Annotated in this window: 15 protein-coding genes and 1 other annotated feature; of the genes, 14 read left to right on the top strand and 1 reads right to left on the bottom strand. The window is 51.7% G+C overall.

What is annotated here, in order from left to right:
* Positions 1 to 273: 273 nt before the first annotated feature.
* Positions 274 to 1,032: a DUF481 domain-containing protein gene (locus ACSZO4_RS11670; RefSeq protein WP_437889093.1), complete on the top strand. Its 759-nt coding sequence runs from the start codon at positions 274 to 276 to the stop codon at positions 1,030 to 1,032.
* A 27-nt stretch (positions 1,033 to 1,059) separates the two neighbouring features.
* Here the strand turns inward: ACSZO4_RS11670 and ACSZO4_RS11665 are convergent, their stop codons facing one another.
* Positions 1,060 to 1,308: a helix-hairpin-helix domain-containing protein gene (locus tag ACSZO4_RS11665; protein WP_437889091.1), complete on the bottom strand. Its 249-nt coding sequence runs from the start codon at positions 1,306 to 1,308 to the stop codon at positions 1,060 to 1,062.
* Between the two features lie 110 nt (positions 1,309 to 1,418).
* On the opposite strand from ACSZO4_RS11665, the gene fumD reads away from it, so the two are divergent.
* From fumD to ACSZO4_RS11600, 13 genes are all read left to right on the top strand, one after another.
* Positions 1,419 to 1,631, top strand: a complete 213-nt coding sequence (fumD, locus tag ACSZO4_RS11660; protein WP_437889090.1) for a fumarate hydratase FumD — start codon at positions 1,419 to 1,421, stop codon at positions 1,629 to 1,631.
* Positions 1,632 to 1,881: 250 nt separating this feature from the next.
* Positions 1,882 to 3,810, top strand: a complete 1,929-nt coding sequence (gene thrS, locus ACSZO4_RS11655) for a threonine--tRNA ligase (RefSeq protein WP_437889089.1) — start codon at positions 1,882 to 1,884, stop codon at positions 3,808 to 3,810.
* A 3-nt stretch (positions 3,811 to 3,813) separates the two neighbouring features.
* Positions 3,814 to 4,356, top strand: coding sequence for a translation initiation factor IF-3 (gene infC / locus ACSZO4_RS11650; protein WP_437889095.1), 543 nt, complete (start codon positions 3,814 to 3,816; stop codon positions 4,354 to 4,356).
* 96 nt (positions 4,357 to 4,452) lie between these two features.
* Entirely contained in the window at positions 4,453 to 4,650 is a 198-nt protein-coding gene (gene rpmI / locus ACSZO4_RS11645) for a 50S ribosomal protein L35 (protein ID WP_003030583.1), read from the top strand.
* A gap of 51 nt (positions 4,651 to 4,701) precedes the next feature.
* Entirely contained in the window at positions 4,702 to 5,058 is a 357-nt protein-coding gene (gene rplT / locus ACSZO4_RS11640) for a 50S ribosomal protein L20 (protein WP_003030578.1), read from the top strand.
* Positions 5,059 to 5,179: 121 nt separating this feature from the next.
* Positions 5,180 to 5,303 (top strand) — a sequence feature (Phe leader region).
* Positions 5,185 to 5,229, top strand: coding sequence for a pheST operon leader peptide PheM (pheM, locus tag ACSZO4_RS11635; protein WP_001386830.1), 45 nt, complete (start codon positions 5,185 to 5,187; stop codon positions 5,227 to 5,229). It overlaps the preceding feature by 45 nt.
* A gap of 52 nt (positions 5,304 to 5,355) precedes the next feature.
* On the top strand, positions 5,356 to 6,339 hold the full coding sequence (pheS, locus tag ACSZO4_RS11630; protein WP_437889086.1) for a phenylalanine--tRNA ligase subunit alpha: 984 nt from the start codon (positions 5,356 to 5,358) through the stop codon (positions 6,337 to 6,339).
* A gap of 15 nt (positions 6,340 to 6,354) precedes the next feature.
* Positions 6,355 to 8,742, top strand: a complete 2,388-nt coding sequence (pheT, locus tag ACSZO4_RS11625; RefSeq protein ID WP_437889084.1) for a phenylalanine--tRNA ligase subunit beta — start codon at positions 6,355 to 6,357, stop codon at positions 8,740 to 8,742.
* Between the two features lie 4 nt (positions 8,743 to 8,746).
* Entirely contained in the window at positions 8,747 to 9,046 is a 300-nt protein-coding gene (gene ihfA, locus ACSZO4_RS11620; RefSeq protein ID WP_001229266.1) for an integration host factor subunit alpha, read from the top strand.
* A gap of 100 nt (positions 9,047 to 9,146) precedes the next feature.
* Positions 9,147 to 10,133: a vitamin B12 ABC transporter permease BtuC gene (gene btuC / locus ACSZO4_RS11615; protein WP_437889079.1), complete on the top strand. Its 987-nt coding sequence runs from the start codon at positions 9,147 to 9,149 to the stop codon at positions 10,131 to 10,133.
* A gap of 35 nt (positions 10,134 to 10,168) precedes the next feature.
* Positions 10,169 to 10,720 (top strand): glutathione peroxidase, encoded by a 552-nt coding sequence (locus ACSZO4_RS11610; RefSeq protein WP_437889078.1) that lies wholly within the window; start codon positions 10,169 to 10,171, stop codon positions 10,718 to 10,720.
* Complete coding sequence (gene btuD / locus ACSZO4_RS11605; RefSeq protein WP_437889077.1) at positions 10,720 to 11,466, top strand: vitamin B12 ABC transporter ATP-binding protein BtuD; 747 nt, start codon at positions 10,720 to 10,722, stop codon at positions 11,464 to 11,466. Before ACSZO4_RS11610 ends, btuD begins: the two co-directional genes overlap by 1 nt.
* A gap of 76 nt (positions 11,467 to 11,542) precedes the next feature.
* Entirely contained in the window at positions 11,543 to 12,007 is a 465-nt protein-coding gene (locus tag ACSZO4_RS11600) for a C40 family peptidase (protein ID WP_437889076.1), read from the top strand.
* The last annotated feature ends 209 nt before the right edge of the window (positions 12,008 to 12,216 follow it).

Here is a 12,216-nt window from a genome sequence, read left to right as displayed (position 1 = left end):
TTCGCGCGACTGACTTAAAGGTCAAACCTTTCGGAGTCCCCCGGCAAAGCCGGGGGTTTACCGGACTTAATTAATATTTAACTTTTTATAAATGACGACTTGCATAAAGACTTTTTGCAGACTTATTTTAGCCGGGTGCGTCTTTCTCAGAAAGAGGCAACCCGGAAAGCTTAAGAATAAGGCTAAATTTCATCGTCTTTATCAGCGGATAGTATTAACATTAGTCCCCGCGAAATAGCGCTTAACCTTGTAATGAATTTTTAGAGACACCAAATGAAGCTTTTAAAGACAGTTCCCGCGCTGGTTCTTCTTGCGGGAGGCGTGCTTGCGTCCATGAATGCTGCCGCAGATAACACCGTATTTACTGTCATGGATGACCCATCAAGTGCTAAAAAACCGTTCGAAGGCAATCTGAACGGGGGCTACCTGGCCCAGTCTGGAAACACCAAAAGTTCTTCTTTAACTGCCGACTCTACGCTGACATGGTACGGATCCACGACCGCATGGTCTCTGTGGGGTAACGCCAGCAACACTTCCGCCAACGATGAACGCTCTTCAGAGAAATATTCGGCTGGCGGGCGTAGCCGTTATAATCTGACTGATTATGACTACATCTTTGGTCAGGCGAGCTGGTTGACGGATCGTTACAATGGTTACCATCAGCGTGACGTGGTGACTGCCGGTTACGGTCGTCAGTTCCTCAACGGCCCGGTGCATAGCTTCCGCTTTGAATTCGGTCCTGGTGTGCGTTATGACGAGTATACCGATGGCGATACTGAAACTCAGGGCCTGGGTTATGCTTCAGGAACTTACGCCTGGCAGATGACCGATAACGCGAAATTTACCCAGGGTGTTTCGGTGTTCGGTTCTGATGACACTACCGTAAACTCTGAGACCGCGCTGGACGTGGCTATCAACGATCATTTTGGCCTGAAGGTTGCGTATAACCTGACCTGGAACTCCTCTCCACCGTCAACGGCGCCTGAACATACCGATCGCAGAACCACTGTGACACTCGGCTACAAAATGTAATTGCCGTGGGCCGGTTCTTCCGGCCCTCTATTCTTCATTTCCCGGTTGTGCCTGAGCGAGTGTAATCACATTGCGAATCGCCGCTTTTGCCTGCGGACTGTTCTTCCAGCAGGTCGAGCCGACAAGTGCCGCCCCCTGAGCGACAATATCCTCGACAGTTGCCTGACGTAACTGCGCCAGTGAATTGAACCCCATCTGCTCCAGTCGCTCAACCACTTTCGGGCCAACACCTTTGCAACTGAGCAGCGCATCCCGTTCTTTCTGTGTAAATGGCATCGTAATTTCCTTATAGTAAAGAATATGTTGTCCTGTCATTTGGCATTATTAAAGATGCACATAAAAACGGCAACCTACGAAAAATAGCCAACCGACAGCAGGGGGAGTGAATGGGTAAAAGCAAAGATGCTGAGTTATATGAAGAGATGTGCCGGGTGGTTGGCAAGGTTGTGCTGGAGATGCGCGATTTAGGTCAGGAGCCCAAACATATTGTCATCGCCGGGATGGTTCGCACCATGCTGGCGAATCAGAAGGTACAGCGTGCTGAGCTGACGCGCCAGGCGATGGCGGAAGTGATTAAAGCACTGGGTTACGACGCCTGATTTTTTTGATCTGTTTGAAAAAAATGAATTGAACCAATATCTCACTGAGTGGTGCACTCCCGCTTTTAATAGTGTTACCATCCCCCGACCAAATGTAAAAAAGGCCCTCAGGGCGTGCATTTGCGTGAACTATTACGCGCCAATTTAGCAATTGTTGGTTAGATGGTGACGTAATTGATTGTAAACACACGAATATTTACTTCGTATGTGATCTTACGTGTGGGTCACCACTGCGAATTAAGGATATGAAATGCCAGTAATTACTCTTCCTGATGGCAGTCAACGCCATTTCGATCATGCTGTGAGCCCGATGGATGTTGCCCTGGACATTGGTCCAGGCCTTGCGAAAGCCACCATTGCGGGGCGCGTAAACGGTGACCTGGTTGATGCATCCGATGTCATTGAGCAGGATGCGACCCTGTCGCTCATCACTGCAAAAGATGAAGACGGCCTGGAAATCATCCGTCACTCCTGCGCACACCTGTTAGGCCATGCCATCAAGCAACTGTGGCCAAATACAAAAATGGCTATCGGTCCGGTTATTGATAACGGCTTTTACTATGACGTTGACCTCGACCACACCCTGACCCAGGAAGACATCGACGCGCTCGAAAAACGCATGCACGAGCTCGCCGAGAAAAACTACGATGTAATTAAGAAGAAAGTAAGCTGGCACGAAGCGCGTGAGGCCTTTGTCAAACGTGGTGAGAGCTATAAAGTTTCCATCCTTGACGAAAATATTGCTCACGATGACAAGCCGGGCTTGTATCACCATGAAGAATATATCGACATGTGCCGCGGTCCGCACGTGCCGAACATGCGTTTCTGTCACCACTTCAAACTGATGAAAACTGCCGGTGCTTACTGGCGTGGCGACAGCAACAATAAGATGTTGCAGCGTATTTACGGTACCGCATGGGCCGACAAAAAAGCGCTGAATGCCTATTTGCTGCGTCTGGAAGAAGCAGCGAAACGCGATCACCGTAAAATTGGTAAGCAACTTGACCTGTACCATATGCAGGAAGAAGCGCCGGGTATGGTGTTCTGGCATAACGATGGCTGGACTATTTTCCGTGAACTGGAAACCTTCGTTCGTTCCAAACTGAAAGAGTATCAGTACCAGGAAGTGAAGGGCCCGTTCATGATGGACCGTGTGCTGTGGGAGAAAACCGGGCACTGGGACAACTATAAAGATGCGATGTTTACCACATCGTCTGAAAACCGTGAGTACTGCATCAAGCCAATGAACTGCCCAGGGCATGTGCAGATCTTCAACCAGGGCCTGAAGTCTTACCGCGATCTGCCGTTACGTATGGCAGAGTTCGGTAGCTGTCACCGTAATGAGCCGTCAGGCGCATTGCACGGCCTGATGCGTGTTCGTGGCTTTACCCAGGATGATGCGCACATCTTTTGTACCGAAGAACAGGTTCGTGATGAAGTTAACGCTTGCATTCGCCTGGTCTATGATATGTACAGCACCTTTGGCTTCGAAAAGATCGTTGTCAAACTTTCCACTCGTCCTGAAAAGCGTATTGGCAGCGACGAAATGTGGGATCGTGCTGAGGCGGATCTGGCGGTCGCGCTGGAAGAAAACCAAATCCCGTTTGAGTATCAATTGGGTGAAGGCGCGTTCTACGGTCCGAAAATTGAGTTTACTTTATATGACTGTCTCGATCGTGCATGGCAGTGCGGTACTGTACAGCTCGACTTCTCGTTACCTGCTCGCTTAAATGCTTCCTATGTTGGTGAAAGCAATGAACGTCAGGTACCGGTGATGATTCACCGCGCGATTCTCGGTTCACTGGAGCGCTTTATTGGCATCCTGACCGAAGAGTTCGCAGGCTTCTTCCCGACCTGGCTGGCGCCGGTTCAGGTTGTGGTCATGAATATCACTGATTCTCAGGCTGAATATGTCAACGAATTGACCCGGAAATTACAAAATGCGGGCATTCGTGTAAAAGCGGACTTGAGAAACGAGAAGATTGGCTTTAAAATCCGCGAGCACACTTTACGTCGTGTCCCGTACATGTTGGTCTGTGGTGATAAAGAGGTGGAAGCAGGCAAAGTTGCCGTTCGCACCCGCCGTGGTAAAGACCTGGGCAGCCTGGACGTAAGTGAAGTGATTGAGAAGCTGCAACAAGAGATTCGCAGCCGCAGTCTTCAACAACTGGAGGAATAAGGTATTAAAGGCGGAAAACGAGTTCAAACGGCGCGCCCGAATCGTATTAATAGCGAAATTCGCGCGCAAGAAGTTCGCTTAACAGGTCTGGAAGGCGAGCAGCTTGGTATTGTAAGTCTGAGAGAAGCTCTGGAAAAAGCTGAAGAATCCGGAGTAGACTTAGTCGAAATCAGCCCTAACGCCGAGCCGCCGGTTTGTCGTATTATGGATTACGGCAAATTCCTCTATGAAAAGAGCAAGTCTTCTAAGGAACAGAAGAAAAAGCAAAAAGTTATTCAGGTCAAGGAAATCAAATTCCGACCTGGCACCGACGATGGCGACTACCAGGTAAAACTCCGCAGCCTGGTACGCTTTCTGGAAGAGGGTGATAAAGCTAAAATCACGCTGCGTTTCCGCGGTCGTGAAATGGCTCACCAGCAGATCGGTATGGAAGTGCTTAATCGCGTCCGTGACGATCTGAGTGAACTGGCAGTGGTCGAATCCTTCCCTACGAAGATCGAAGGCCGCCAGATGATCATGGTGCTCGCTCCTAAGAAGAAACAGTAAGGCCTTCAAGTAACAATATCTGTGGAGCCTCAGGGCTTCGCAGGTTTTGTTCGCCTTTGTTTCGTTTATTAACAATGCGAAGTGGAAGTTATTAAAATGCCAAAAATTAAGACCGTACGCGGTGCTGCTAAGCGCTTCAAAAAAACCGGTGGTGGTGGATTTAAGCGTAAGCACGCAAACCTGCGTCATATTCTGACCAAAAAATCTACTAAGCGTAAACGTCACCTGCGTCCAAAAGGCCTTGTTTCTAAAGGCGATCTGGGTCTGGTAATCGCGTGCCTGCCGTACGCATAAGCCGTTAACGTTTTTTAACTTTTTAATTAGAATAGATACAGGAGAGCACATATGGCTCGCGTAAAACGTGGTGTAGTTGCCCGTGCACGTCACAAGAAAATTTTGAAACAAGCTAAAGGCTACTACGGTGCGCGTTCACGCGTATACCGCGTTGCCTTCCAGGCTGTTATCAAAGCAGGTCAGTACGCTTATCGTGACCGTCGTCAGAAAAAGCGTCAGTTCCGTCAACTGTGGATTGCGCGTATCAACGCAGCAGCACGTCAGAACGGTATTTCTTACAGCAAATTCATCAATGGCCTGAAAAAAGCCTCTGTTGAAATCGACCGTAAGATCCTGGCTGATATCGCAGTATTCGACAAAGTAGCGTTTACCGCTCTGGTCGAAAAAGCGAAAGCAGCACTGGCATAAGCCAGTTGAAAAGAGGGAGCTTGTCTCCCTCTTTTTCGTTTCAATGCCATCATTACATTGACATTTACCCGGTAAGCCTTTTCAATAAGGCGGTTCGGTTTTTTTCCCACACAAGGTAACGCAAGCATGAATGCTGCTATTTTCCGCTTCTTTTTTTACTTTAGCACCTGATACCGGGAGGCTAGTGCGTGAGAGAAGAAACGGAAAATTAACGCCAAAAGCCTCCAACTGGAGGCTTTTTTTGTGTCTGAATTTTAAGTAAAAAAGTCCCATAAAAAGGACATAACGAGGAAAATTATGTCACATCTCGCAGAGCTGGTTGCCAGTGCAAGGGCAGCCATTAATGATGCCTCAGATGTTGCTGCGTTGGATAACGTACGCGTTGAATATCTGGGTAAGAAAGGGCATCTGACCCTTCAGATGACCACCCTGCGTGAGCTGCCGCCAGAAGAGCGCCCGGCTGCCGGGGCCGTCATTAACGAAGCAAAAGAGCAGGTTCAGCAGGCATTAAATGCGCGTAAAAATGATTTAGAGAACGCCGCGCTGAATGCTCGTCTGGCTGCCGAGACCATTGACGTTTCCCTGCCGGGCCGCCGTATCGAAAACGGTGGTTTGCACCCGGTCACCCGCACCATTGACCGTATCGAACATTTCTTCGGTGAGCTTGGCTTCACCGTAGCCACCGGCCCGGAAATTGAAGATGACTACCACAACTTCGATGCCCTGAACATTCCTGGCCATCACCCGGCACGCGCTGACCACGATACCTTCTGGTTTGACGCCACCCGTCTGTTACGTACCCAGACTTCTGGCGTACAGATCCGCACCATGAAAGATAAGCAGCCGCCGATTCGGATCATTGCCCCGGGCCGTGTGTATCGTAATGATTACGATCAGACTCACACCCCAATGTTCCACCAGATGGAAGGCCTGATTGTTGATACCAACATCAGCTTTACCAATCTGAAGGGCACTCTGCACGATTTCCTGAGCAACTTCTTTGAAGAAGATTTGCAGATCCGTTTCCGTCCTTCCTATTTCCCGTTTACCGAACCTTCCGCTGAAGTGGATGTGATGGGGAAAAACGGTAAGTGGCTCGAAGTGCTGGGCTGCGGGATGGTACACCCGAACGTACTGCGTAACGTTGGCATTGACCCGGAAGTTTACTCGGGCTTCGCATTTGGCATGGGGATGGAGCGTCTGACCATGCTGCGTTACGGCGTGACCGATTTGCGTGCATTCTTCGAAAACGATTTGCGTTTCCTGAAACAGTTTAAATAAGGGCAGGACAGAACAATGAAATTTAGTGAACTGTGGTTACGCGAATGGGTAAACCCGGCAATCGACAGCGAAGCGTTGTCCGAACAAATCACCATGGCCGGGCTGGAAGTTGACGGCGTTGAGCCGGTAGCTGGCGCTTTTAATGGCGTGGTCGTCGGGGAGGTTGTCGAATGTGGGCAACATCCGAACGCAGACAAACTTCGGGTGACGAAAGTCAATGTGGGCGGCGATCGTCTGCTTGATATCGTCTGCGGCGCGCCAAACTGCCGTCAGGGGCTGAAGGTGGCGGTTGCGACGGTTGGCGCGCTGTTACCGGGCGATTTTAAAATCAAAGCAGCAAAACTGCGTGGCGAGCCGTCAGAAGGGATGCTGTGCTCCTTCTCCGAGCTGGGTATTTCCGACGATCATAGCGGCATTATCGAACTGCCCGCAGATGCGCCGATTGGTACCGATATTCGTAAGTATCTGCAGCTTGACGATAATACCATTGAAATCAGTGTTACCCCGAACCGTGCTGATTGCTTAGGCATCATTGGTATTGCCCGTGATGTGGCCGCACTGAACAAAGCGCCGCTGAATGAGCCTGCCTTTGCCCCTGTTGCCGCGACTATCAGCGACACGCTGCCTATCCGTGTGGAAGCGACAGACGCCTGCCCACGCTACCTGGGCCGTGTTGTGAACGGCATCAATGTTAAAGCGCCCACGCCACTGTGGATGAAAGAGAAGCTGCGCCGTTGTGGAATTCGTTCTATCGACGCAGTGGTTGATGTCACCAACTATGTGCTGCTCGAACTGGGCCAGCCAATGCATGCCTTCGACAAAGACCGTATTGAAGGCGGTATCGTTGTGCGTATGGCGCAAGAAGGGGAAACCCTGGTGCTGCTGGACGGCAGCGAAGCGAAATTGCAGGCTGATACCCTGGTTATCGCCGACCACAACAAAGCCCTGGCAATGGGCGGTATCTTCGGCGGCGAACATTCAGGCGTCAACGATGATACCCGCAACGTACTGTTCGAATGTGCGTTCTTCAGCCCGCTGTCAATTACTGGCCGCGCCCGTCGTCATGGTCTGCACACCGATGCTTCTCACCGCTACGAGCGTGGTGTCGATCCGCAGTTGCAGTATAAAGCGCTGGAGCGCGCAACCCGTTTGCTGCTCGACATCTGTGGTGGCGAAGCCGGTCCGATTATCGATGTCACCAATGAAGCTACGTTGCCGCAACGGGCGACTATCCGCCTGCGTCGCAGCAAACTGGATCGCCTGATTGGTCATCATATTGCCGATGAACTGGTGACCGATATCCTCAAGCGTCTGGGTTGCGAAGTCACTGAAGGCCAGGACGAATGGCAGGCAGTGGCACCAGGCTGGCGTTTTGATATGGCCATCGAAGAAGACCTGGTGGAAGAAGTCGCCCGTCTGTACGGCTACAACAATATTCCGGATGCGCCGGTTCAGGCCGGTCTGGTTATGGGGCAACACCGTGAAGCGGATCTGTCGCTCAAGCGCGTGAAAACGCTGCTGAACGACAAGGGCTATCAGGAAGTGATCACCTACAGCTTCGTCGATCCGAAAATCCAGCAGTGGGTTCACCCTGGTGAAGAGGCGCTGATCCTGCCAAGCCCAATTTCCAGCGAAATGTCTGCTATGCGTCTCTCGCTGCTGACCGGCTTGCTCGGCACAGTGGTGTATAACCAGAACCGTCAGCAGAGCCGTGTGCGTATTTTTGAGACCGGTCTGCGCTTTGTGCCGGATACCCAGGCTCCGCTTGGGATCCGTCAGGATGTGATGCTCGGTGGCGCTATCTGCGGTAACCGCTATGAAGAACACTGGGATCTGGCGAAAGGCAGCGTGGATTTCTTCGATCTGAAGGGCGATGTCGAGTCGTTACTGGATCTGACCGGCAAACTGTCGGCCATTGAATTCCGTAAAGCGGAAAATCCAGCCCTCCATCCTGGTCAATCTGCCGCGATTTATCTGAAAGATGAATATGTTGGTTTCATTGGCGTGGTGCATCCGGAGCTTGAACGTAAGCTGGATCTGAATGGCCGCACGCTGGTCTTCGAATTGTTATGGAATAAGGTCGCAGACCGCGTGATTCCTCAGGCCCAGGACGTTTCCCGCTTCCCGGCGAACCGTCGTGATATCGCTGTTGTGGTCGCTGAAAACGTGCCTGCGGCGGATATTTTAAGCGAATGTAAGAAAGTTGGCGTAAATCAGGTAGTTGGCGTAAACTTGTTTGACGTGTACCGCGGTAAGGGCGTTGCGGAGGGGTATAAAAGCCTCGCCATTAGCCTGATCCTTCAGGATACCAGCCGTACACTCGAAGAAGAGGAGATTGCCGCTACCGTTGCCAGATGTGTAGAGGCATTGAAAGAGCGATTCCAGGCATCATTGAGGGATTGAACCTATGGCGCTTACAAAAGCTGAAATGTCAGAATATCTGTTTGATAAGCTTGGGCTTAGCAAGCGGGATGCCAAAGAACTGGTAGAGTTGTTTTTCGAAGAGATCCGTCGCGCTTTGGAAAACGGCGAGCAGGTAAAGCTATCCGGTTTTGGTAACTTCGATCTGCGCGATAAGAATCAACGCCCGGGTCGTAACCCGAAAACGGGCGAGGATATTCCCATTACAGCGCGGCGTGTGGTGACCTTCAGACCCGGCCAGAAGTTAAAAAGCCGTGTCGAAAACGCTTCGCCCAAAGAAGAATAATCTGATCTAACTAAAAAGGCCGCTTAGCGGCCTTTTTTCTTTCCAGCCCGCGTTATCACCTTTAAAATCAATTATCTTAACGATTGATTAACCCATTACCATGCTGAGATATGCTCAACGTCAACGCCGTCGTAGCGGCCGCTGGCTGGCGGGTCTGACGCTTTTATTGTTGATAGCCATCATGCTTAGCCTGTGCGCAGGAGAGCAATGGATTGCGCCAGGCAACTGGTTTACCGCCAACGGACAACTGTTTGTCTGGCAGATACGCCTGCCGCGAACGCTGGCCGTTGTGATGGTTGGGGCCGCCCTGGCGCTCTGCGGGACATTAATGCAGGCTCTGTTTGAAAATCCGCTGGCGGAACCGGGTCTGCTGGGGGTCTCCAATGGTGCAGGCGTGGGCCTGATTGCGGCCGTGTTGCTGGGTAAAGGCAGCTTGCCAGACTGGTCGCTGGGGCTTTGCGCCATTGCCGGGGCGCTTATCGTCACCCTCATTTTATTGCGCTTTGCCCGGCGGCAGTTGTCGACCAGCCGCTTGCTGCTGGCAGGTGTTGCACTGGGGATTATTTGCAGCGCGCTGATGACCTGGGCCATCTATTTTTCGACCTCATTCGATCTGCGCCAGTTAATGTACTGGATGATGGGTGGCTTCGGCGGCGTTGACTGGCGACAAAGCTGGTTGATGCTGGCCCTGGTGCCGGTAATGCTGTGGGTCTGCTTCCAGTCCCAGCCCCTTAATATTCTGGCGCTGGGTGAGACCTCGGCCCGTCAACTGGGGTTGCCCCTTTGGTTATGGCGCAATTTGCTGGTGGTGGCAACGGGCTGGCTGGTTGGAGTCAGCGTTGCTTTAGCCGGGGCGATCGGGTTTATCGGTTTAGTGATCCCACATATTTTACGTCTGTGCGGTCTGACGGATCATCGGGTGTTGTTGCCTGCCGGAGCACTGGCAGGCGCACTGGCACTGCTCTTTGCTGATATTATTGCCCGCCTGGCGTTAAACGCGGCTGAATTACCCGTCGGAGTGGTGACGGCAACACTGGGCGCACCGGTTTTTATCTGGCTATTATTAATGTCCAGAGCCGGGCGTTAAGACCTGCGTCCTGTCTTTTTAATCAAGGGGATACTATGAACCAGGATATTTTAAATACCGACATTACCACCATTGATGGCGAAAAAATCTCGCTGGAAACGTATCGGGGTAAGGTTTTACTGGTCGTCAACGTGGCATCAAAATGTGGCTTAACGCCGCAGTATGAGCAACTGGAAAACATCCAGCAGGCATGGGAAAAAGACGGTTTCACAGTGCTGGGATTCCCGTGCAATCAGTTTTTGGGCCAGGAGCCGGGTAGTGAAGAAGAGATCAAAACCTTCTGTAGCACCACTTACGGCGTCAGCTTCCCGCTGTCTGCCAAAATTGATGTTAATGGCGAAAACCGTCATCCGCTGTACACTAAACTGATTGCGGCCGCACCTGAGGCCACCGCGCCTGCGGGCAGTGGTTTCTACGAGCGCATGGAGAGTAAAGGCCGCGCGCCGCTTAACAAGGGCGATATTCTGTGGAATTTCGAGAAATTCCTCGTCGGTCGCGACGGTCAGGTTATTCAACGTTTCTCCCCGGATATGACGCCTGAAGATCCTGTTTTGCAGGATGCAGTCAAACTGGCACTGGCAAAATAATGAGCATGCTGCAACTTCACAACGTTGAAGAAGCAGGCAGACTGGGGCCGTTGACGGCCTCAGTCAGTAAAGGCGAAATGCTGCATCTTGTCGGGCCGAATGGAGCAGGGAAGAGCACATTACTGGCACGTATCGCCGGGATCACCCGCGGCGCCGGCGAGGTTGTTTTCAATGGGCGTAAGATTGATGACTGGCCCGCTCCGGCGCTTGCTCGTCACCGCGCATACCTTGCTCAGCAGCAAACCCCGCCGTTTGCGATGCCCGTCTGGCACTATCTCGCATTGCACCAGCATGCGCAGCCTGATAACGATCTCAGCACTAAAATTGCTGAAGCGCTCGGTCTCGATGACAAACTGGGGCGTACGGTAAATCAACTTTCCGGCGGCGAGTGGCAGCGCGTGCGCCTGGCGGCGGTGATGCTACAAATTCACCCGGCAGCCAATCCGCAGGGGCAACTCTTACTGCTTGATGAACCGATGAATAGTCTGGATGTGGCGCAACTGGCGGCTCTCGACAAATTGTTAAGCGAACTGGTGCAGGCCGGGATCACGATCATTATGAGCAGTCACGACCTCAATCACACGCTGCGTCACGCACACCAGGCGTGGCTTCTTGGTAAAGGTTTGTTGGTGGCCGCAGGGCAGCGGGAGGCGGTAATGACGCCGCAAAACCTCAGCCGTGCCTATGGTATCGCCTTTCGCCGTCTTGATATGGCAGGCCATCGAATGCTGATCCCGGAGATTTAGCTGCAAACCTGACTTGCACGACATATCATTCACACGCTAAATTATTCCTGCATAACGAAAAAGAGGTTATTCCAGGATGCGCATCTGGTTTTTGCTGGTGGTGACATTATTTCTTGCTGGTTGTAGCAGCCATCGCGCTCCGCCGCCAAACGCACGCCTTTCGGATTCGATTACCGTCATCGCCGGGTTAAACGATCAATTACGTGACTGGCGGGGAACGCCCTATCGTTACGGCGGGATGAGCCGCAGCGGCGTGGATTGTTCCGGTTTTGTGATGATGACATTCCGCGATAAGTTTAACCTTGCGCTGCCCCGTGACACACGTTCGCAGGCTGATGTCGGGACGAGGATCAGCAAAGACGATCTGCTGCCCGGCGATCTGGTGTTCTTTAAAACAGGTTCCGGCGACAATGGTCTGCATGTGGGGATTTATGACACTGACAATGCCTTTATTCACGCCTCAACCAGCCAGGGAGTGATGCGCTCGTCGTTAGATAATGTCTACTGGCGGAAAAACTTCTGGCAGGCCCGCCGTATCTGACATCTTCCCCTGCAAAACAGTATGTGCGGGGGGCTATACCTCACCGATTTATTGACCTAAACGCAAATTTAGTTGTCCATCCAACATAAAATCCATCATTTCTTCAACATTTCTTATTTAACTATTGCTGACCTGGACCAGGGTTTCCCGTCACGGGAGGGCGCTGGCAGTAACGATATATCCAGGATAAGCTAAAATAAGTCATAGGG

The organism is Phytobacter sp. V91 (genome assembly GCF_965644225.1).
In the GTDB taxonomy this organism is placed as follows: Bacteria; Pseudomonadota; Gammaproteobacteria; order Enterobacterales; family Enterobacteriaceae; genus CBFFRJ01.
Note: the sequence above shows the minus strand (reverse complement) of the source record. Positions and strands in the feature narration are given on the sequence as shown.

What these genes read in the sequence shown, in the direction of transcription:
- ACSZO4_RS11670 (WP_437889093.1), top strand. Translation starts at nt 274, where the DNA reads ATGAAGCTTTTAAAGACAGTTCCCGCGCTGGTTCTTCTTGCGGGAGGC.
- ACSZO4_RS11665 (WP_437889091.1), bottom strand. Translation starts at nt 1,308, where the DNA reads ATGCCATTTACACAGAAAGAACGGGATGCGCTGCTCAGTTGCAAAGGT.
- fumD (WP_437889090.1), top strand. Translation starts at nt 1,419, where the DNA reads ATGGGTAAAAGCAAAGATGCTGAGTTATATGAAGAGATGTGCCGGGTG.
- thrS (WP_437889089.1), top strand. Translation starts at nt 1,882, where the DNA reads ATGCCAGTAATTACTCTTCCTGATGGCAGTCAACGCCATTTCGATCAT.
- rpmI (WP_003030583.1), top strand. Translation starts at nt 4,453, where the DNA reads ATGCCAAAAATTAAGACCGTACGCGGTGCTGCTAAGCGCTTCAAAAAA.
- rplT (WP_003030578.1), top strand. Translation starts at nt 4,702, where the DNA reads ATGGCTCGCGTAAAACGTGGTGTAGTTGCCCGTGCACGTCACAAGAAA.
- pheS (WP_437889086.1), top strand. Translation starts at nt 5,356, where the DNA reads ATGTCACATCTCGCAGAGCTGGTTGCCAGTGCAAGGGCAGCCATTAAT.
- pheT (WP_437889084.1), top strand. Translation starts at nt 6,355, where the DNA reads ATGAAATTTAGTGAACTGTGGTTACGCGAATGGGTAAACCCGGCAATC.
- ihfA (WP_001229266.1), top strand. Translation starts at nt 8,747, where the DNA reads ATGGCGCTTACAAAAGCTGAAATGTCAGAATATCTGTTTGATAAGCTT.
- btuC (WP_437889079.1), top strand. Translation starts at nt 9,147, where the DNA reads ATGCTGAGATATGCTCAACGTCAACGCCGTCGTAGCGGCCGCTGGCTG.
- ACSZO4_RS11610 (WP_437889078.1), top strand. Translation starts at nt 10,169, where the DNA reads ATGAACCAGGATATTTTAAATACCGACATTACCACCATTGATGGCGAA.
- btuD (WP_437889077.1), top strand. Translation starts at nt 10,720, where the DNA reads ATGAGCATGCTGCAACTTCACAACGTTGAAGAAGCAGGCAGACTGGGG.
- ACSZO4_RS11600 (WP_437889076.1), top strand. Translation starts at nt 11,543, where the DNA reads ATGCGCATCTGGTTTTTGCTGGTGGTGACATTATTTCTTGCTGGTTGT.